This window comes from Blautia sp. An249 (assembly GCF_002159835.1).
Taxonomy (GTDB): Bacteria; Bacillota; Clostridia; order Lachnospirales; family Lachnospiraceae; genus Blautia_A; species Blautia_A avistercoris.
Map to the genome: position 1 here is coordinate 16,548 of NZ_NFJL01000005.1, position 19,162 is coordinate 35,709.

Below are 19,162 nucleotides of genomic sequence, written 5' to 3' on the forward strand. Positions count from 1 at the left end.
GGCGCTTTTTTCCTTTATTCCTGTTCCATCGGGAAGTCCGGCATTTTTTCCAGCAGCTTCATAATAAGGTACTGCTTCATATTTTCATCAACGGCCAGCTCGTCAATGAAAGGGGCATAGTGCTTTATTACCTTTTCCGTGGCCCACTTCTCACCGACGACGGCGGCCTTGATCGTGGGTATCTTAGCGGTGAGGTGTTGAGTTAATTTTTAGATTGAGCTATGATAAGAGATAAAGGAGTGATGGAGAAATCTATGAAAAAAGATAATGTAAAGATTATAGGTGGAGGGTTGTTTCCTGTAGAAATAGAAATAGAACTGAGCGACGAAATACCTCCTCCTTCTCAGTGTGATTTAGACACAATCAAAAAAATAAAGAGCAAATAGAATATTTGAAAACAAAGGATATGAAAGTGCAACATGATTTAATTGAATCTGATTACCAAAGAAAAAGAAATAATAGTTTATAAATCAAAAATATATGAAAGGCACCCCTATATGAAAATTTTAGTAAGCGCCTGCATTTTAGGACAAAATTGTAAGTATAATGGGAAGAATAATAAAAATCCGTTAGTAATTACATTTTTAGAGGATAAGCAAATCATTCCTATTTGTCCCGAAATATTAGTTGGTATGAAAACCCCAAGACCATGTGCAGAAATTGTCAATGGGATTGTAATGGACGAAAATGGAAATAATGTTCACTCGGAATATACTAATGCGGTTGCGTTAGCACTATCCCAAATTGAAAATGAAGATATTGATTTTGCTATATTGCAATCCAGAAGCCCTACTTGTGGTGTTAATCAAATATATGATGGTAGTTTTAGAGGAAGATTGATTTCTGGAATGGGATTATTTGCAAAAGCTTTGTACCAAAAAGGATATAAGATTATTGATGTTGAAACACTCTCTAATGAACTTGCTAAAACTTCGTCAACCTTTGAATAATGAAAGTGAAATTAAACAGCATGATACAGAGTATCGGCATGACAAAACGTCAGCTTCGCAGTATGCTGATCGATGAGGGCTTGTATTATGCTGGCAGCACCTTACTGGAGTCCTACGTTATGGGCGCTTTGGCCCATCCCCATATGGACGGCAGGAAACATTGGTAATTGAATACTAAAGAAAACGCCGGACGCGGCGGCCTGTTGGCCCTGCGCCCGGCGCTTTCTTATAGGGATTTTCCCTACGCATTTAGAAACCCGTTCTGGCGGAAATTTTACTGCCCTAAATGCGTAGACAGTAGCAACGTCACAACATAAAAAATTGTTATATGTACTGGATAAAACGCATAGAAGAAATACTTTAATTTCAGTTTTCCACGTTTGCCATTGTAAAGCAGTATTAGCAAACATGAAAGCATTGTGTATATTGTGGGTTGCTCGCCAGTAGTAAGCATATAGGCCATCAAGAAAAGAAGTATTTGATATAGCCTATTTTTACGGCAGATATAAAAAGCTACAACAAACAAGACTCCTTCTTTTCCATAATCACATCTAATGACCTCTGCTATTATGGCTATGGCCGCAACACTGACAACTTGTAATAATATTGACTTAGTTCTGTTAATCTTATTTGCAGGATTACAAGAGAATTTATCGATGCAGTCCAACGCAACAAGTCCCAAAAATAACGTAAAAAACACATTTTGATACTGCCAATAAAACGGATATGTACCACTTTCTATTGAGAGTTCATTAAAAAAGCCTAAGTCAAATGGAAGTTCTGAAATGATAGCAAAAACTAGCATTAGGCCCATGTATTTTTTTCTATTTTTTGTATAATGAAACCCCTCTGATAACAGGAAACAGAACAAAGGGAACGCTATTGTTCCAATAGCATATAGATCAAATCGCACAAAGTTATCAATTTCAGAAAACTGCTCCCACGTTATCTGCCCCACATCATATAAGTCATACCAATAGTTATTTAAGAGCCATTGAAGAACTATTTTGCAGAAATGATCGAATAGCATTACTGAAATGGCGATAATTTTTAGCGTATTTCCAGTAATAAATCGGTACTTACTTATTTTATGATCAAATCCTGTAATAGTCGAATGAGCTTTTAAGGGAAAACTGTTCTCTCTCATATCCATCCCCTCTGTTTAATAAAACCAAATTAAAATAAGATCCGCATCTGCTTGTATTTCTACTTTGTAATTTGTTTTAAGTTCCAGTTCTTTTGCGAAGCGCTGTTCCCAAGCTGAACCGTCAATGTATCAATAACCTTACGATCTATTCAAAAAATGAGTGGTGCGGTTCTTTCTTCTGCTGAAATGGATCTCCGCCACCATTTCCATAATCTTCCCATCCTATTGGTTCCGTTCCACGGAATAAAACATTTTTGTACTCATAATAATAAACCGTCTCCTGCAGAAAGCTATGTACACTGGCTACCATACGGGTTCCATTTCGCTCCACAACATGCTCAGGACTATAAAAGAACACACTGCTTAAAATGCCTATCCCAATTGCTACTACAATTCCCCCACAATATATCACACGAAATATAGCTCGTAATATTCGAATGACTCCTGGAATCGGTTCTTTATTCTTCCAAAGAAGGCTTCTTCCTATCCAAATGACCAGTATGGCAATTGATATTCCCCCAAACCAAAACAATAGCATCTGTGGAATATTTCGCAATGCTGAATCAGTGGAGACTTCTACCAAACCAACACTCATCCTTATTAGTAAAAATACTACAATAGGAATAACTCCCCAATATTTTTTATATTTCTCGCCTATCAGTTCATGTTTGCTCATTGGAATTCTCCTTCTGTTCAAATAGGACTTTATGTCTGACTTCCCCATTAAAGTTCTCGCAGATCAAATGCTTCTTTTTTTTCCACAAAACGAATCGGGCATTTTTCATTCATCTTTAAAAGTATTGCTTCCTTTTCAGCTTCATCAGCTTTGATTATCAGCCATCTCCTATCCGCTTTTATGAAGAGGAAATTTTTGTATCCAACAACAATTTTAATATTTGTGTATAAATACTCCATCTGCTTATAAATCAAAACATCCTCTTTCATTTCAACCTGAAAGGATTGACCATATTTTCTTTTGGCCACATTCAAAGGCTCTATTTTCTTCTCTATGCTATTCCAGATAACTAAAGTTAACACACAAATAATACCTACAAAAACATATATTTTCGTTGCCGTTGAAAATGTATGCTCTAAAATAACCAGCATGATACTACATCCGAATAAAATAAAAGAAAGTATCATTAACAGACGTTTCCATATTTTATTCCATCTACTTCCACACTTGAATATTGGTATCCGGGGTTCCGCTGATCTCGATAATACCTGGCCGATTTCCTCTAAATCTGATTTTGAAAAATGCTGTCTCATCACCATGTCAATTTCTCCTTTCTTACACTCGTAAGATTATCACAAAACGCTGCATATATCAAATCATTTTTCCCCAATAAAGCCAATTATTCTTTGCTTATCCGATACTGGTAGTCTGGTATGTTTTCAATACCATCTTTCAAAATTCTATTTCCCAAATACTGAAAGCTCCCATCCTCCAAAAAGCGTACCGTAAGTTCGTGAGTAATAACCTCATCATCACAGACAACCATCTCACACACAGCTTCTACCGTTAATGTCACTGTACCATCTTCATTTTCCCTGATGCCAATGACTTCCGGCAAAGAGGTTCCAAAATATGTCGGTGAATAATTCGTACACCCCAGCCTCGTCCAAGGATAAGTCTGACTTTCCTCATCAAATACTCCATATTCCCGTATCTGACCTTCTGTTATCGGAAGATACTCCATAATCAAATTTTCAAATACATCCCTGGGAATTCCATTCGGATAGTCCTCCGCATTGAATGTTTTCCCATATTTCATTGCATATAGGTATTCATACATTCCATTGAAGTCTAATTCCTCCATATGAGTTGCATCCCAATTTGAGCATAAAAGATTATTTCCCTGATAACCTAACTCCAGTACACATCTTACAGACATCGCTCTCTGTTCTTCTGTCATTGGTCTCACTCTGATCAAACAACTTCCATCCACCATTTCTGTTACCTCTGGATATTCTGGAACACAGAGTTCATAACAAAACCAGCCCTTTTCTGTGTATTCCCACTGTTTGATTCTTGTATAAGAAAGGTAGGAAATTGATGGCTGATTGTTTCGATTCCAAATTCCTCCAGCGGCCAGAAGATATAGATCTGTTCCATCAAAAATATATTCTTTTCTGCTAACACCACCGCTGTAATTTAACTCATAAATGACTGCAGAACCCTTTTCTCCGTTCATACAGGCATACAGGAAATCCTCCAGCTTCTTATAATTCTCCATTACCGCATAAGGTTCCGGACTGGTTATAGGATTTCCAGTAGCCTTAATTATTTCCTTCATTTGAAGTATAGTCTCGTCTGAAAGCACTACATTGGAAGCGATTCCTTTATCGGCTTTTTTATAAACTTCTTCAATTTTCCCCATGATTTCTTCACATTCTTCTTCTGCCAGTTTCCCCGCTTTTTCATCCACAGGCAGATCGTATCCTTTTTCATACACATCATTTTCATTTATTTCAGCAACTGTATCTGAAAAATTGTCCTCAGTCTCCACATTTGATTTATTTGAAGAATTTAGATTTTGGCACGCGCATAAAAACATCATACAAAATAACACTAAAAACAACGATAGTTTTCGCATCAAACTTCCTCCTCTCTACAGGAAATAGTTTCCGATATACCAGAGAACAATGATATGGGCAGGGTATATGATATAGAAAAACCATTTTATTGATCTTCCCTTATTTTTGTTATACATAAGTAAAAAGGGCAAACACCCAATCATCATCCATTCATAATTCTGCAACCATATAGAGCCTCCCAATTCAGCAGGCGGTAGTCCGACAACCGTATCTAACAGATACCGTAAGACCTCCAGGGGAACAGTCAGTATTGGAAAGTGAAAGCGCAGCCAGCCAAGTGACAGCGAAATGATAGAAGTTGTAGTTAATCCAAATAGGAACACATCAAATATACAAAAGCTCACTGCCAGTTTGATTTTTTGATTCCTGAATAACCAAAGCAGCACACCTAGGAAAACATAAATCAAACCACCTTCCAAATTAAAAATGCTTCCCATGACTGCTGTCAGAACATACACAATAAACGATTCAGGCAAACATAAACACGATAAAAGAATGACACATATTACAATCGTTCCGGTCTGCCAGCATAAATAAAAAGCAAGTTTCTTTCCGAAATCCAGTTTTTTCTGATAGCACTCAAACAGATATAATATAACCATCAAGCTGAACAATGAACGGAAGAAGTTATTTGGAATATACAATTTCCATTGGACAAGAGACATAATAACTCCGGCAATGTAGAGTCTTAATAAATATTTTTTTCTGTCTCTCGTATATGTAAAGCTCCAAACACTACAAAAGATAAAGATAGGAGCCGCCAACCGTCCAAGCCAGCGCATCCAGACCGGCATACCCGGTAGGAATTCCGCTGCATGGTCAATAATCATCAAAATTAAAGCAACTACTTTTAAACCAAAACTACTCATCTATATCCTTTCGTCTTCCTTCTCTGAAATTATTACCGGAGGTTCCCATACTTCTTCCGCCCTCTTTTCAGGATTCCCATGCAATTTACTCCAACTAAGCACACTCAAGATTACTGCGACCAGCAATATCAAAAGAAGGAAACCATATTTCTTAAACAACCACTTCAGATCTTCCATCACTGTCCTCCATACAATTCTTCCCATTCATCCTTTGTTAAACGAGGCGTGTGCCAGGATACCTCTCCATTGTCCTCAGAAGGTATGATCTTATTTGATACATATTGTACCCTGTCATTATCCAGGGGACGTACTGTTACTTCATGTTCATACACATTGGAATCTCCTCTATACGGAAATACCACCCGCACCATAAGGGTAATCGTGCCATCGCTGTTCTCTGTATATCCGGTCACCTCTGAATATGGGTATTCCGGATATTCTACTTCTTCAAATCCTCTCGGCTTATATTCATAAGTCGAATCCTCCTGATGATAAACGGTTTTAGACTGTAATGTTTCGCTGTCAATATTAAAATACATCTGGATCACACGTTCAAAATCTTCCTCTGGAATCCGATAAACAGCTCCTACGCCTAAGTTATCATCCGGCGTATATGGGAAAGAAGATTTATACACTTCCGGATAAAAAATATCGAAAAGATCATAAAAATTCAACTTACCGAAATCACTCTCATTCCAGTCAGTAATAAACATGTTATTGCGCTCATAACTGATGGGGCGTAAATATTTTCGATTTAATTCCCTATATTTTTCATCCAATGGTTCCACACGCAATGCAACATGTTCCTCTGCCGCGCTCAAAGTAAGCGCATACAATTCTTCGGAGTAATACGCTCCTGAAAACATGATATAACCTTCCGCTGTATAGTCCCATTGCTCTACCTGATAGCTTGAAACGGCTTTTCTTTGTATCGTTTCGGCTTCATAAGCATAATAGCTCCTTGTTACTTCTATATTTCCATCTTGTGTCTTCAAATCATATTTTATAAACCCTCCAAAGTAATCAATTTGAAAAACTATTGTTTCCGCTGTTTCCTTTTGTTCTACTGCGTCACAGAATAGAACCATCTGCTCTGCCATTGTCATATCAACTTGATTTTCACTGTCAACAGCCGGATAACCATACTCTCCAAAACGATTTACAATGCTGCGGATTGTTTCCAGATCAGCCAGTTTATTTTCCGCTGCAGCCTTTTGATAAATATCCAGACAAAGGTCTGCCATTTCATCCGCATCATCTTCTATGTCCTGCGCAGCAATCTCCTCTTCCTGTATCTCAGTTTCTTCCGGAGCTGCAGCACTGCACCCTGAAACGCCAAGTGCCAGAGTGACACTAATTACTGCGAAACCACTCTTCCAAAACCAGCTTGTCTTTTTCCACGACATAGCCGCTTCCTCCTCTCCCTTTTACATCTTCTGTCATGCTGATGATCAAGATTGGTTGTTCCACTGATCTTTCCGGTGTAAAGATTGCGAACCATCCTAATTCCGTACCAGATGTGTCCTCCTTCGTCGCCTTGATTTCCGCAGTTCCTGTTTTTCCTGCCAGCAAAACATCGTCTCGATGTGCCGCATATCCAGTCCCGTTTGGATCATTGATAACCTTTTTTAAACCTTCCGTCACCCGATCCGCAGTCTCTTTAGAAAATGCTTCTTCTATCCAATATTGCGTTGCTGTATCTTGCTGATAGGCCAGATACGGCTTTACAATATTGCCTTCATTGCAAAAAGCCGAATAAATGCATGCCATATGTAACGGATTTATCAATATCTGCCCTTGCCCATAACCACTGTCAGCCAACTGTATTTCTGCTTCTATATGATCCGTATTTGAATACTGTGACTGTGCCATCTTTATTTCAAATGGCAAATCTTCCTTAAACCCAAACTCATCCAGGGAGCGCTCCATCTCTTCTGATCCGATTTTTAGAGCAGCTTTTGCAAAATAAATATTATCTGAGTAGATCAAAGCATTCTCTAAAATCACCGGTTCATATGCATGAAGTGTTGTTACATAATACGACCCCCAAGATGCATCCTTCTGCCAACTTAAACCTACATTCCCATAATCTTCTGTTGGATCAATTGCTCCTGATTCTAAACCAATCGCAGCAGTAATCGGTTTGAAAGTAGAACCCGGACACCACACCTGCCGAAAGCGGTTATACATAGGCTTGTTCTCATCCTCATTAAGAAACGTCCACTGTTCATTAGACAATCCCATAATAAAATCGTTATTGTCATAGGATGGTGTGCTGACTAACGCCAACACCTCTCCAGTATAAGGGTTCATTGCTACCGAACAGCTTTTATCTTCCTTAAACTGCTCATACAGAGAAGTCTGCAAATCAGCATCTATTGTAAGCTGTATATCCTTCCCATGCTGTACTGGTATACTGGCAAGTTCCTCTTTTTCTTTCCCCTCCGAATCCACAATATAGATCCTGCATCCATTCTGTCCTTTTAATTCACTTTCATATAATCCCTCCATTCCGCTCCTTCCGATTACACTATTAGCTGTATATCCTTCTCCCGAATGTTCCTCTAAATCTTCCGCAGTAACACTTTGAACATATCCGATTAAGTGTGCAGCTGCTTCCCCTAATGGATATTCCCGCACATCAACATCAGAAATCATTACTCCAGGAATTTCCAGCAATTCTTCATGCCGTTCCTTTTCTTTCAGCACTTCTTCATCAGGTTCAATCTTCATCAATTCGATTTCTTCAACCTGGGGGATGGTTTTAATTGGCACAAAAGAATCATCCTTTACCCAATCCGCTGACAACTTTTTTTCTATCATTTCAGGTGTAGTTTCCAATAGTTCTGCGATCTTTGCAATTGCTTCTGTTCTGTTTTCAATCTTTCCCGGAACAATTCCCACTGACGAGGCTGTACCTTTACCTGCAAGAACACGCCCATTTCTGTCCAGGACTTCTCCGCGTTCTGCCTGTACAGTTGAAACGCTTACTTTGTCAGAAAAAGATAAATTTGGAAAAATCATGGAATCATCCCAGACCAACTTATATCCTTCTTCTCCTTCCACGAAGAGGGCGTCATTCTCAAACTGAATCGTTCCTGCAGCCGTATCGAAAGATGTCTGATAAGTCACCAGTCTGTGTTCTTCATCATATGTCAAAATTTCAACCACCATATTGTCTATCCCAATGCCTTCATAAATAGCCGAATTTCGTTTTATAAAATCCTCCTGACTAATATTTCCTGATGTCTCAGTATCCAGCATCGCATACATTTTTTCATACTCCTGGCTTGGAATATAATCCATATACTGAAGCAAAAGCTCTTGTGGCGTTTCCCACCTGCGTTTTATTCCCAGCGCTACCACTATGCATATGGCTGCAACGAAAGCAATTGCTCCCACAGCTGCAATAGTAATCCATAGGTACCTACGTCTCGTTCTTCTTCTCTTCTTACCTTTATTTTTCTTCATGCTAACCTCCAGTACCAACATAATTGTAAATTTTTATTCCATATGCAATCCACCACCTTGTGCAGGTGTGTTTTGCAACATCTAAAATTTTCAAATATTTATATCTGTCCTTTTCCTTTTCATTTATTACACACGTAAGATTTCAAGGCAAAAAAATTATTTGGTCATGCATTTATACAAATATTACACCAGTAAGATTTAAAAGTCAATCTTCAATATCCCGCATGAAAGTATCCCAGAGGATCACTCCCCTGGGACATCTATAAACTTATATCCAATCCCCCGCACTGTCTGAATATAGCCCTTATCCGTATATTCCTTCAGCTTTTTCCTCAGACTGGCGATCACACACCGCACCGCATTATCAACATTCCCGATTTCTTTTTCCCAGACATGCGCATAGATCTGTTCTTTAGAGAACACTCTCCCCGAATGTCTCGCCAGGAGACAAAGGACATCAAACTCATATTTCGTAAGTCCCAGGTGCTGCTCTCCTATCCATGCGTTTCTACTCTCCAGGCAGATATGCAACTCTCCGCGGCGAATCTCCGGATATGTATCTTTCGTCTGCCCCTCCAGCATAAAAATCTTCAGCTCTTTCCATTGTTCAGCTGTAAGTATATTCTGGAGGATCTCGCCAATCTGTATCCCAGACGGATATTTCTCTATGCCTTTCCCATTTTACCAATCCTTTCTTTATCCCAAAGATTTTAAACTTTTTCTATACTCCAACATTTCTTCTTCACTGACTGTATCAAGGATATTTTGTAATTCGCTGAGAATAAAATCTCTATCTTTTGGAAGATAGGCAGTGGTCGGGTAAAAGTTCGAGACACTGTTTGCAAATAGATGGACTTTAAGCTGTAGATGTTTAATGAATATCTGTAATTCTTCTATACGCTCTCTTTCTGCAGCAGGAATAAATTGTCCTTGTTTCGCCAGAGTATACAATTCCGTACCTTCAAACAACGTCAAAGAATCCATGGAAATAAAACGTGGCTTGACCTTGCTGAAAACTTTGGCACTATTAACCGCATTTTGATACCCGTTTCCTTTCCCTGCAAGCCCAGTCATATACACAAAATAATATTCTATTCCCGCTGCATCAAGTTTTCGGCACTGGTCTATAATATCTTTTGCCGTATAGCCTTTATTTGCCAGTCGCAGCGTGTAATCATCTCCTGTTTCCGTGCCGATAGTTAGCCCGTTAATTCCCAATCCCCGCAATCGCCTTAACTGCCAGACTTTTTTCCGCTTTATATCTCTGATATTTGCAAACATAGCCATAGTCTGGCACTCTGGTAGATAATCATAGACTGCTAAAGCACGCTCCTTTAACTTCTCATAGCTCATAGCAAATGGATTTGCACCCGTCCAGAAAATCCGCCTTGCATAGGGCTGATAAGAAGCAAGCTCTGCTAAATCCTCTCGCCATTCTTCCATAGATGTCATTCTAAAACATTCATTTTTATACAAATTGCAAAAAGAACATTTATTGTGTGTACACCCCGATGTTGCCTGAATTATAAACGAACTGGCTTCATAAGGTGGTCGCCATGTTCGACCAGTAAAATGCAATCTTTTCACCCCCTTTAGCTTATTTACTATTACGAAATGTTTCTATCATTTCATAGGTTATGCTTATATCACTCAATTCTCTTGGAAGTTCTTTCTTATCAAACCAGCGTCCTGTAGATAACTCCTTTGGATCTAAGCAAATATGATTTTCTCCGTCTAAATCCGCAAAAAATCCAGCAATCAAAATATGATTTACACCCCAGGGCTGGCTTCCAAAATAGCGAATATTTTTGACTTTTAATCCCACTTCCTCTTTAACTTCTCTTCGCACAGCTTCTTCTAAAGTTTCTCCAATTTCTACATATCCAGATATCAAGCCATGTTCTTTAAAATCAGAATGAGCATACTGTGTTAGAAGTAGTTTGTCCTTATCAATCACACCAACAATAACTACTGGAGAGATAATTGGATAAATTACATTACCACAATGAGAACAATACAAAGCTCTTTCTGAATTTTTGTAATTTGTTAAATTACCACAACACCCACAATATTTATTTGATTGATACCATGCGACTAAATGTTTTGCGGTTACACACACAAATTGAAGCCATCTGGGGAAACGTACAAATAGAAATTCAAATCTGTCAAAAAGTAAAGCGACATTCCAGCGAACAGTGAATTTTTCTATATCTTGACAGTAAAATACACTATGAGAATTTATCTCAAACAGATAAACCAAAGTGCTTATCTCGTCAAAATCAGAGTATAGTGGAAGCGTGTAACTTCCACTTTCTGATTTTTTCATAAGTATTTCGTTTCCTCTTAGCATATAGATAAAGTCGTTGGCAACAGGTTCTTTTTCCTTATACACATTTTTAAATTTGAACGGTTCAATATCTTGTATCATGCTATTTATTCCAATCTATAAATGTCTTAAATTCACACGATATTCTCGTAATACTTTTTCGTCCACTGTAGAAATCAGTTCTTCCAAGTATTTAACCAGTTTTTCTTTATCTGTTGGCAGATTTCCACGGACTTGAATTAAGTTAGAGGCTCCGTCTGTAGCAAATCTGGTTGGAATCGTAAGATTTTCAATTAGCGTTTTTAACTCAATCAACTTTTCTATCTCACTTTCTTCTTTCCAGTTACCAGCTTTGATTTCTTGATATAATTCTGAACTCTTATAAATAGTCAACATAGACGCATCAATAATTTTAGGATTTAACTGGTTAAATATTTTCGCTGTTTCTCTTGCTCCAATTTCCCCACGCCCAGAACCGGAAATACCAGTTAAGTAGAAAAAGTTGTAACTGATATTTGCTTCATCTAATTTTTTACACTGTTCAATAATATCTTGTGACTGATACCCTTTATTCATAAATGCCAACGCTTCATCATCACCTGTTTCGATACCAAATGTAATTCCGTCATAACCAAACTGGCGTAGTTCTTTCAGATCGTCCACAGTTTTGTTGCTAACATCGGTAATTCTTCCAAAGCACCCGATCGTTTCATATGTTGAATAATATTGTTTTACCATTTTAGCTAAAGTCTTCAGTTTATCGACACTCAATGCAAATGGGTTAGCGCCAGTAAAGAAAATTCTTGGCACTTTCTTATAGAACCTGCTGGCTTCTCCTAAGTCTTCCTCCACTTCTGTCAACGGTGACATTCTAAATTTAAAAGGCAAATCCTCATAAAGTGTACAAAATTTACAAGAGTGATGTGTACACCCTGCTGTAACTTGAATCAATAAAGAATACGCTTCATATGGCGGACGCCAAATCGTTCCTGTATAATGCATTTCTATTACTCCTTTCTCAATTTCTGACACTCATTATACCCATGTACATCGTTTTTACAAGTACGATACTTTTTTGCAGTACCCATTCCAAAGGCTATACCTTGATTTTTTACTTTCTGTTTCGTATAATGCAGAAAAGGAGTGAAGCAAGTATGAAAAAAACGGAACAATCCATACAAAGATGTGTTACGATATCAACTGTTCAAAAGATATTAGGCGGAAAATGGAAAATAGAGATCCTTTACTATATCGGAATACAGAATATTCACAGATTTGGCGAGCTTCGCCGTCATATAGGCGATATAACAGAATCGTCATTGACAAAACAGCTTCGTGAATTGGAAGCTGACGGATTTATTAACCGGTACGATTTTAAAGAAGTTCCCCCTCATGTAGAATATACCCTCACACCGTTAGGGGAAAGTTTTATGTCTGTACTGGAAGTTATTAAGCAGTGGGGAGATCTAAACCTAAAATAATTTTCAACGCCTAAAATCCCTGCTGAAAAATTTGCTTTCAACAGGGATTTTCTTGTATGTTATGTGCTGTCTGTTTTTATGCTGATATCAGACAGCCCGGTCAGCTCACTGTGGTTCGATCCCTTTTGATTAATCCTATTTCTCGGAAACCCTGCGCCTCCGAAGTCTGTATTTTGCTTCAGCTTTTTCTCAGGTCGGAGATAACACACCACGTTGCATTAACTAGGTTCCCGCTTCCCTTTTCACAGACAAGTTCATAAAAATGAGACTATAAAACTCTATGATGACATGTTTTGTTATTTATCAAACAAAATATCAATATCTCCATCTTTTGTCGTAATTTCTATTGCTTTATCCCCGCCAATATTAGAATTTATATTGCTATTACCACCTGTGGTTTTAGTAATAATACTGTAATCTGTCATTTCGCCGCTAAATGTTCCTGTTACATCTCCATCTTTTGTTTTACAATCTAACTCTTGCATTATAGCGGTACGATTGAAAGAAACATCCCCGTCATCTGTGTCTATTTGTAAATGTTCAAATACCGCATTTCCAACAACTATATCTCCATCATTAGTAGTTACTGTTGTATCCTGAACATCCACATTGCCGATATTTATATCTCCATCCATTGTTTCAATAAACAAATTGCCGGTGTAATTATCCGGAAGTGATAACACCAATTTAACGTTTTTGTAGGAATCATCTTCATACCTATCGCCTAAAATGAAAATTCCATTGTTAGGCTGAGATTGTTTTGCAATTGTCAACTCTCCATTTTCTTCTGTTATTTCATAATATTCACTTTCATCATCCGCGCGATAATATGTGACAGAAACAAGTTTACTATTTGAATTGATTATCTGAATAGGAGTATCCTTCTCAGCTATTGTGATAGTTTCAACTTTGTCCGAAGCAGAATATATGTTTTCTTCGTAATGAGGCACCGTCCCTCTCAAATGAATATTACCACATCCACAAAATAGGGATATTGCACTCAATACCAACAAAAAGGCAATTGTTTTTTTCATCCTTTCTTCTCCCAATTCCCAAGTTTTAAGAATCATTTCTCATTTTTAGCAAGTAAACAGTACCTGCTCCTACTAATAATGGAAAAATGACTCTCCCGTAATTAACACCATCAATCCCCCTCTTACTAATTCCTTCTGCCAAAGAATTAATGCCGGTCAACACCCCGATGATTGCTAAAATCAAAATCATTATGCACACTTTCTTTTTCATAAGAAACTCCTTCTTTCTCTTGTTTCCTATTCTTTGACGTAAATTATCTCCAACTACAAAAATGAAATTAACGTTATAGCTTCTGGCTCCATTACTCTACCTAATATCTCGTTTGTTAAATCCCCTCACAATTACTGTCAATATTCCGGTGAGCAGCAGTCCTGTAAAGCCCAGCGTTCCTATTATTCCTGTTGCCGGAATTGTTTCGTTCAATGCAAGATGGTTACTCCAATAATTCGGGAGTAATTTTGCCGCAAATGTTTCTGTTCCCGCCAGATAGTTAATCATATACATGGCTACGATAGTCATGATGAATGTGATAAATGTTCCTGCATATATACCAATTAAAAAGGTAATACCGATCAGGATCATATATATAAGTAACTGTAAGCCAACAGTTCCTACAATTTCTAAAGTAGACAATCCTGCTATCGAAGCATGGAAACTTCCTGTTCCAAACTCTGAACGCGCCACAAAAATGTAATAAGACAATACACTAGCTGCAAGTGTTCCTATAATAGAAATCACACATACAATAGCAGAAGAAACATATTTACCAATGACCACATCCTTTCTCTTACTGATCCTGAGTAGCATGAGCTTAATCTGACCATGTTCAATCTCACCTGAAAACTGGAAAGCTGCAAATAGAACAAATAATAATCCTATGATCCCTAAACCGGATAATACATTCCAGATGATAAAGACAAAGTCCATACAAGAATAGGCCTCCACGTCTCCAGTTGTCAGATTGAGCTTTATGGCTCCTTTCGAGAAACCAAACGCAATAATAATAGTAAGCAGTATAGGGATAAAAAGCATCAGGCTGCTTTTTCGATGAAAATTTTTGTACAATTCTGTTTTTACTATGCGTATAAAATCCATTTGTTTACCTCCTACCGCATAAGATCCACAAGGGAAGTCTGTTGCTCTTTTGTATGGGAATACGTATCAAAATAGCAGATTTCCCCACCCTTTAAAACCATAATGTCATCTGCAAGGTCACAAACTTCTGTAAGCTGATGACTGGAAAAAATAATCGTTGTTTGACTTTTTCTGCACAAACGGCGCAGCAATGTTTTAACATCCTCTATACCAATCGGATCTAAGCCCACAAAGGGTTCATCCAGAATCAACAATGCTGGTTCTGTTAAAATCGCCTGTGCCAGTGCAAGCCGCTGTTTCATCCCAAAAGAAAAGGAGCGGACATTTTTTTGCGAAAAATTTTCTAATCCCACAAATTGTAACAGTTCCTTGATACGCTTTTTTCGCCGTGCCGCAGGAACAGTCTCTGTCAGCCGCAGAACAATTTCCAGATTTTCATATGCTGTCATATCATCATAGAAAATAACATCCACCAGAGAACCAACTTCTGATTTCATGACCTCATCACCGGGCGACAGTTGTTTTCCCCGAAAATAAATTGTCCCCTGACAACCAGTATTTAATCCTAGCAAGGATTTCATCAGTGTTGTCTTTCCTGCGCCATTTTTCCCGATAAGTCCAAGGATACGTCCCTGTTCCAGTTGAAAAGAAACGTCCTTTAACACTGGAAACTTTTTATAGCTTTTTTTTAAATGGCGAACATCCAACAGAATATTTCCCTTCAAACCAATATACCTCCCTCTATTTTTCGCTGAAATAAATTACAAGAGCTAAAATTGCCAGTAAAAGCAACACAAGAACAGCAATTACCATTTTCCACATCTGTTTTCCTCCTGTCTTGCTGTATCTTAGCATAAAAAAGGACAGTCACCGTAACTGTCCTCAAAATAGTAGGTAACTGTCCTTAAAATCACGTTAATAGCATAACATAACGCTGACCGTAAATGTAGAATTTTCATAACGATAAGCGATTGTTCCATTATATTTTTCTGCTGCCGATCTCACACTCTGCATTCCCCAGCCATGCTGCCCATTTTCTTCCTTCGTGGTAATGAGCTGACCACGGTGGAGAACTGGCGGTGTTGCTGAACTGTTGGATATTCGTATCAGGATGAATTGATGAATACGCCGAATCGTGATATCTATGTTCCTTTGATCAATGTCCTCCATCTTTACAGCACTTTCTATTGCATTATCTGTCAGATTTGTCAAAATCGTACATAAATCCACCGGATCTATAGCACAGTCTTTCGGATATTCCACATTGGCCGTCACGGTAATCTGTTCTTTTTCAGCCACAGAAATTTTCTGTCCCAGAATATAGTCAATCGCCTCAATCCCTGTCAAGCGTTCCACATTTCCTCCTGTCTTTTTGCCATTCAAGGTCTCCAGATAGCTCTGTGCCTCCGGAATCTTTCCATCTGCAATATAACTTTGCAGCAGTGTAAAATGATTTCTCATATCATGGTAAAGTTTTGCATTAGATTCGTAGGCCTCCTGCGCCATCTCATAACTCTTTTTCAGCAAATCATTTTGCCGGAAAGCAAACTCCTTTTCTCTCTGTAATGATCTGAAACGATACATCAGATAAAAAAAGCTGAATAGAAAAATGATCCCTATCATCAGAACAGTCTGTACGGGTTTCAATCCTAAATCAATCGGCATATGGGAAACATTCATCAGGCAATACGTCAGTACCAGTGAAATGCCGGCTCCTGCCAATACTATTCTTGTCTTTTTTAGTTTTGATTTGATCTTTCCTAAAAGCAGCCCCATTGGTATAGCCAGCAGAACGTCTGTCCCCTTGAGCAGTGTAATAAGATAAATTCTATGTATACTGAACTCCTGCTGCACCTCGACGATCAGCTCTGTAAATCCAAACTGCGCAAGAATATTTAAAATGGTTCCGTCTATGATATTCATAAACGCCATATAGCCTGTCGCCGTAAAGAAAAAATCAAAAAATCTTCCTTTATACAATACACAGCCTCCTAGAGCCGCCGCAACCAAAAAGTACAGTACAGTCTCTATGCTAAAGGAAAGTTCTACAAGATTAAATAGTATAATCCCTGTAGTAATAACGGCAATAACAAAAAAACACAAGACCCGTTGTTTTTTCTTCTGAAACCGATCTGGAAACAAAACGTGCATGAAATAATTACATATTGTAACTTCTATGAATGTAACAAGCCATTCCATACAAATATAGAACACTGTCATATCTGTTTCTCCCAAAAATGAAGTAATATGGACTTAAAATCAGAGACACTTCCTTTGCTGATTGCCACGCACACCCCGTCTGCCATCTGTACTTCTTCTCCATGTAGCCCGATCACATTTGCCAGATTGACAATACAGCCACGGTCTGCAAAATAGAAATACTCCGATCCAATCTCCTCAAAGACCTGCGCTAAAGTCTTACGAACGGATGTCGTTATTCCGTTCCGTATATAAAAAACGGCATATTTCCCATCTTTCAAAATATATAGAATATCCCGGTAAGAAATTTTCTCCACACGGTTTTTGACCATAATCATATAGAAATCATTTCTTTCCAAATCATACAGCTTATAAAAATCCTCAAGGGCCACCGGCAGCTTCCTGTCAATCATATCCTTTGGAATATATCGGAAAACTGAATATTCATAAGCAGCAATGGCATACTCCAGATGAGACGTAATAAATAGGATTTTTGCTGCAGGCAGACAAGCAGATATTTCCTTCGCGAGAGCCATGCCGTCTACACCAGGCATCTCTATATCCAAAAGGAAAAGATCATAATATACTCCATCCTTTAAGTCGTACTGTAGATTATCACTGTTTTCATAAGCATGAATGTCACAATCTACGCGATGTGTCCAAAAAAAATGTCCTGCTATTTTCTTCACCTTTATCAGCATATTCTGTTCATCATCACAGACTGCTATCTTTAACATCATTATTCTCAACTTCCATTTTCTTTTTTATCATCCATAATCAGCCACACCAAATGGACTGTTTCACCGTTCCTCATTATATCATACCCCGAATTCACATTCTATCCCCGAATTATCAAGCGATGCAATCATAGAAACATCCCAAAGGCTCACTCCCCTGGAACATCTACAAACTCATATCTGCCCCCTGACTATTTGAATATATTCCTTATCCCGAAGTAACAATATCAGGACATAGACTTGGAGCCGCCCATACGGACGGCTCCTCTTATTTCAATTTGTCTTTTCCGGTTCATCCACACAATTTTGACATCCTATATCTGCCGCCCACGCTTTTTGCTACGGAACATGTCTTACTATATACTCCCGCCTCAACTCATGAAGGCGGAGCGTCCTGTCATATCTATTGCATTTGAGAACATACGAATTCATTTTCTTCGTAAAGATTGTATCCGAATTTTTGTTAACGGAATCGATCAAATTTCTCAGTTGTCTGGTAATACGGTAAGGTTTTCCATTCTGATCCGCATAACATGCTCCGAATTCTCCGGATACAGCGATCTCTCTGCCGTCTATATCACTCTTTTTTAATTGAAGCGCCTCACGAATCCGAATCGGTGTCTGGTAGAGAAGTCCAATAAGCGCTGCTTCTTCCTGCCACCCCTTTTCAATAAAAAGACGCATCAGCCTTTTCGCCCTGCGTGCCTTCGTATAACCATACATTCCTGTTCACTTCCTTTCCCAGTAGTTCTTCACCCTTTTGAACAAAGGCCTCTTTGCCCGGCATTTCCTGATAGTTCTTCCAGAGTTCCCGGTGCAACGTCTGTAAATCTTTCATACTTCCTGCACTGTTCGCAAGCATCCTCAAAAACGGAAAAATCATGGTATGGCGGATATTCTTTCCAGAAAGCACTGCCTGCTTCTCCTGCCCATATACCTCATACAAACATCCAAGTACAATATCCGGTTCCGTTATAAAACGGATCTCCGGTTTTATCCATTCCTTTTTCATGGTCATCCTCCTCATCATAATCTCGGTTTGCATTATAAATCACTTTCTCAATGTATCCTCAAAGTTCTCTCTCTTCAAGGTTCCTTAGAAATAGCCTTTCGTTTTCAGTATCCATATTGATACCGTCACGGCAACTACAGCAAAACCGATGACGTAGGCCGGCCACATCGGCATCTGCTCTCCTCTTCTCCAGTCTATCTGCCTGTTTCCCATTCATTCCACCTCCTTTCGTCGAGGCGGAA

General features: G+C 38.5%; 26 protein-coding genes. 4 read left to right on the forward strand and 22 right to left on the reverse strand.

From position 1 onward, the window contains the following. Positions 1-14 precede the first annotated feature (14 nt). Positions 15-182: a helix-turn-helix domain-containing protein gene (locus B5F53_RS06135; protein WP_087221810.1), complete on the reverse strand. Its 168-nt coding sequence runs from the start codon at positions 180-182 to the stop codon at positions 15-17. Positions 183-254: 72 nt separating this feature from the next. Between B5F53_RS06135 and B5F53_RS20540 the strand changes: the two genes are divergently transcribed. The 3 genes from B5F53_RS20540 (at position 255) to B5F53_RS19805 (ending at position 1,117) form a co-directional block, all read left to right on the forward strand. Next, positions 255-386 carry a hypothetical protein gene (locus B5F53_RS20540; protein WP_275532194.1) on the forward strand — a complete coding sequence of 44 codons (132 nt, stop codon included), beginning with the start codon at positions 255-257 and terminating at the stop codon, positions 384-386. A gap of 111 nt (positions 387-497) precedes the next feature. Further along, the gene (locus B5F53_RS06140; protein ID WP_087221813.1) at positions 498-950 is read left to right on the forward strand and encodes a DUF523 domain-containing protein; all 453 of its coding nucleotides are present in this window, start codon (positions 498-500) and stop codon (positions 948-950) included. A 5-nt stretch (positions 951-955) separates the two neighbouring features. Beyond that, entirely contained in the window at positions 956-1,117 is a 162-nt protein-coding gene (locus B5F53_RS19805; protein WP_162610536.1) for a hypothetical protein, read from the forward strand. 107 nt (positions 1,118-1,224) lie between these two features. Here B5F53_RS19805 and B5F53_RS06145 read toward each other — a convergent pair whose 3' ends face one another. From B5F53_RS06145 to B5F53_RS06195, 12 genes are all read right to left on the reverse strand, one after another. Next, positions 1,225-2,097, reverse strand: a complete 873-nt coding sequence (locus B5F53_RS06145; RefSeq protein WP_162610538.1) for a TraX family protein — start codon at positions 2,095-2,097, stop codon at positions 1,225-1,227. Positions 2,098-2,242: 145 nt separating this feature from the next. Further along, entirely contained in the window at positions 2,243-2,773 is a 531-nt protein-coding gene (locus B5F53_RS06150; protein ID WP_087221413.1) for a hypothetical protein, read from the reverse strand. A 47-nt stretch (positions 2,774-2,820) separates the two neighbouring features. Continuing rightward, positions 2,821-3,372 carry a hypothetical protein gene (locus B5F53_RS06155; RefSeq protein WP_087221417.1) on the reverse strand — a complete coding sequence of 184 codons (552 nt, stop codon included), beginning with the start codon at positions 3,370-3,372 and terminating at the stop codon, positions 2,821-2,823. An 80-nt stretch (positions 3,373-3,452) separates the two neighbouring features. Further along, positions 3,453-4,694: a DUF6070 family protein gene (locus B5F53_RS06160; protein WP_087221420.1), complete on the reverse strand. Its 1,242-nt coding sequence runs from the start codon at positions 4,692-4,694 to the stop codon at positions 3,453-3,455. A gap of 15 nt (positions 4,695-4,709) precedes the next feature. Then, a complete protein-coding gene (locus B5F53_RS06165; RefSeq protein WP_087221423.1) occupies positions 4,710-5,564 on the reverse strand; it encodes a TraX family protein in 855 nt (284 codons plus the stop codon). Further along, a complete protein-coding gene (locus B5F53_RS19810; protein WP_162610539.1) occupies positions 5,565-5,741 on the reverse strand; it encodes a hypothetical protein in 177 nt (58 codons plus the stop codon). Then, the gene (locus tag B5F53_RS06170) at positions 5,741-6,970 is read right to left on the reverse strand and encodes a DUF6070 family protein (RefSeq protein WP_087221426.1); all 1,230 of its coding nucleotides are present in this window, start codon (positions 6,968-6,970) and stop codon (positions 5,741-5,743) included. Before B5F53_RS06170 ends, B5F53_RS19810 begins: the two co-directional genes overlap by 1 nt. Beyond that, positions 6,918-9,035 carry a penicillin-binding transpeptidase domain-containing protein gene (locus tag B5F53_RS06175; protein WP_087221429.1) on the reverse strand — a complete coding sequence of 706 codons (2,118 nt, stop codon included), beginning with the start codon at positions 9,033-9,035 and terminating at the stop codon, positions 6,918-6,920. The genes B5F53_RS06170 and B5F53_RS06175 overlap by 53 nt, the downstream gene beginning before the upstream one ends. 243 nt (positions 9,036-9,278) lie before the next feature. Beyond that, the gene (locus B5F53_RS06180) at positions 9,279-9,617 is read right to left on the reverse strand and encodes a winged helix-turn-helix domain-containing protein (RefSeq protein WP_087221432.1); all 339 of its coding nucleotides are present in this window, start codon (positions 9,615-9,617) and stop codon (positions 9,279-9,281) included. 114 nt (positions 9,618-9,731) lie between these two features. Next, entirely contained in the window at positions 9,732-10,622 is an 891-nt protein-coding gene (locus B5F53_RS06185; protein WP_330396168.1) for a radical SAM protein, read from the reverse strand. Between the two features lie 10 nt (positions 10,623-10,632). Continuing rightward, entirely contained in the window at positions 10,633-11,463 is an 831-nt protein-coding gene (gene nudC, locus B5F53_RS06190; RefSeq protein WP_087221438.1) for an NAD(+) diphosphatase, read from the reverse strand. Positions 11,464-11,478: 15 nt separating this feature from the next. Further along, on the reverse strand, positions 11,479-12,363 hold the full coding sequence (locus B5F53_RS06195) for a radical SAM protein (protein WP_087221441.1): 885 nt from the start codon (positions 12,361-12,363) through the stop codon (positions 11,479-11,481). 152 nt (positions 12,364-12,515) lie between these two features. Between B5F53_RS06195 and B5F53_RS06200 the strand changes: the two genes are divergently transcribed. Next, entirely contained in the window at positions 12,516-12,842 is a 327-nt protein-coding gene (locus B5F53_RS06200; RefSeq protein ID WP_087221444.1) for a winged helix-turn-helix transcriptional regulator, read from the forward strand. A gap of 296 nt (positions 12,843-13,138) precedes the next feature. On the opposite strand, the gene B5F53_RS06205 is transcribed toward B5F53_RS06200, so the two are convergent. The 9 genes from B5F53_RS06205 to B5F53_RS20545 all read right to left on the reverse strand — a co-directional run bounded on the left by B5F53_RS06205 (position 13,139) and on the right by B5F53_RS20545 (position 19,133). Beyond that, a complete protein-coding gene (locus B5F53_RS06205; RefSeq protein ID WP_162610540.1) occupies positions 13,139-13,876 on the reverse strand; it encodes a DUF4097 family beta strand repeat-containing protein in 738 nt (245 codons plus the stop codon). A gap of 25 nt (positions 13,877-13,901) precedes the next feature. Further along, positions 13,902-14,087, reverse strand: coding sequence for a hypothetical protein (locus tag B5F53_RS06210; RefSeq protein ID WP_087221450.1), 186 nt, complete (start codon positions 14,085-14,087; stop codon positions 13,902-13,904). A gap of 96 nt (positions 14,088-14,183) precedes the next feature. After that, the gene (locus B5F53_RS06215; protein WP_087221452.1) at positions 14,184-14,972 is read right to left on the reverse strand and encodes a hypothetical protein; all 789 of its coding nucleotides are present in this window, start codon (positions 14,970-14,972) and stop codon (positions 14,184-14,186) included. Positions 14,973-14,983: 11 nt separating this feature from the next. Beyond that, entirely contained in the window at positions 14,984-15,697 is a 714-nt protein-coding gene (locus B5F53_RS06220; RefSeq protein WP_087221455.1) for an ABC transporter ATP-binding protein, read from the reverse strand. A gap of 190 nt (positions 15,698-15,887) precedes the next feature. After that, positions 15,888-16,952 carry a sensor histidine kinase gene (locus B5F53_RS06225; protein WP_162610541.1) on the reverse strand — a complete coding sequence of 355 codons (1,065 nt, stop codon included), beginning with the start codon at positions 16,950-16,952 and terminating at the stop codon, positions 15,888-15,890. A 236-nt stretch (positions 16,953-17,188) separates the two neighbouring features. After that, entirely contained in the window at positions 17,189-17,911 is a 723-nt protein-coding gene (locus tag B5F53_RS06230; protein WP_087221461.1) for a LytR/AlgR family response regulator transcription factor, read from the reverse strand. A gap of 336 nt (positions 17,912-18,247) precedes the next feature. Beyond that, entirely contained in the window at positions 18,248-18,631 is a 384-nt protein-coding gene (locus B5F53_RS06235) for a hypothetical protein (RefSeq protein WP_162610542.1), read from the reverse strand. Further along, positions 18,576-18,920, reverse strand: a complete 345-nt coding sequence (locus B5F53_RS06240; RefSeq protein ID WP_087221467.1) for a hypothetical protein — start codon at positions 18,918-18,920, stop codon at positions 18,576-18,578. Before B5F53_RS06240 ends, B5F53_RS06235 begins: the two co-directional genes overlap by 56 nt. A gap of 84 nt (positions 18,921-19,004) precedes the next feature. Continuing rightward, positions 19,005-19,133, reverse strand: a complete 129-nt coding sequence (locus B5F53_RS20545) for a hypothetical protein (RefSeq protein WP_275532195.1) — start codon at positions 19,131-19,133, stop codon at positions 19,005-19,007. Positions 19,134-19,162 lie beyond the last annotated feature (29 nt).

Coding starts and splice junctions, on each gene's coding strand:
- B5F53_RS06160 (WP_087221420.1), bottom strand. CDS start 4,694: ATGCGAAAACTATCGTTGTTTTTAGTGTTATTTTGTATGATGTTTTTA.
- B5F53_RS06140 (WP_087221813.1), top strand. CDS start 498: ATGAAAATTTTAGTAAGCGCCTGCATTTTAGGACAAAATTGTAAGTAT.
- B5F53_RS06170 (WP_087221426.1), bottom strand. CDS start 6,970: ATGTCGTGGAAAAAGACAAGCTGGTTTTGGAAGAGTGGTTTCGCAGTA.
- B5F53_RS06195 (WP_087221441.1), bottom strand. CDS start 12,363: ATGCATTATACAGGAACGATTTGGCGTCCGCCATATGAAGCGTATTCT.
- B5F53_RS06155 (WP_087221417.1), bottom strand. CDS start 3,372: ATGGTGATGAGACAGCATTTTTCAAAATCAGATTTAGAGGAAATCGGC.
- B5F53_RS06215 (WP_087221452.1), bottom strand. CDS start 14,972: ATGGATTTTATACGCATAGTAAAAACAGAATTGTACAAAAATTTTCAT.
- B5F53_RS06240 (WP_087221467.1), bottom strand. CDS start 18,920: ATGAAAAAGGAATGGATAAAACCGGAGATCCGTTTTATAACGGAACCG.
- B5F53_RS20540 (WP_275532194.1), top strand. CDS start 255: ATGAAAAAAGATAATGTAAAGATTATAGGTGGAGGGTTGTTTCCTGTA.
- B5F53_RS06150 (WP_087221413.1), bottom strand. CDS start 2,773: ATGAGCAAACATGAACTGATAGGCGAGAAATATAAAAAATATTGGGGA.
- B5F53_RS06165 (WP_087221423.1), bottom strand. CDS start 5,564: ATGAGTAGTTTTGGTTTAAAAGTAGTTGCTTTAATTTTGATGATTATT.
- B5F53_RS06180 (WP_087221432.1), bottom strand. CDS start 9,617: ATGCTGGAGGGGCAGACGAAAGATACATATCCGGAGATTCGCCGCGGA.
- B5F53_RS06205 (WP_162610540.1), bottom strand. CDS start 13,876: ATGAAAAAAACAATTGCCTTTTTGTTGGTATTGAGTGCAATATCCCTA.
- B5F53_RS06210 (WP_087221450.1), bottom strand. CDS start 14,087: ATGAAAAAGAAAGTGTGCATAATGATTTTGATTTTAGCAATCATCGGG.
- B5F53_RS06235 (WP_162610542.1), bottom strand. CDS start 18,631: ATGTATGGTTATACGAAGGCACGCAGGGCGAAAAGGCTGATGCGTCTT.
- B5F53_RS19810 (WP_162610539.1), bottom strand. CDS start 5,741: ATGGAAGATCTGAAGTGGTTGTTTAAGAAATATGGTTTCCTTCTTTTG.
- B5F53_RS06200 (WP_087221444.1), top strand. CDS start 12,516: ATGAAAAAAACGGAACAATCCATACAAAGATGTGTTACGATATCAACT.
- nudC (WP_087221438.1), bottom strand. CDS start 11,463: ATGATACAAGATATTGAACCGTTCAAATTTAAAAATGTGTATAAGGAA.
- B5F53_RS06230 (WP_087221461.1), bottom strand. CDS start 17,911: ATGATGTTAAAGATAGCAGTCTGTGATGATGAACAGAATATGCTGATA.
- B5F53_RS20545 (WP_275532195.1), bottom strand. CDS start 19,133: ATGGGAAACAGGCAGATAGACTGGAGAAGAGGAGAGCAGATGCCGATG.
- B5F53_RS06145 (WP_162610538.1), bottom strand. CDS start 2,097: ATGAGAGAGAACAGTTTTCCCTTAAAAGCTCATTCGACTATTACAGGA.
- B5F53_RS06175 (WP_087221429.1), bottom strand. CDS start 9,035: ATGAAGAAAAATAAAGGTAAGAAGAGAAGAAGAACGAGACGTAGGTAC.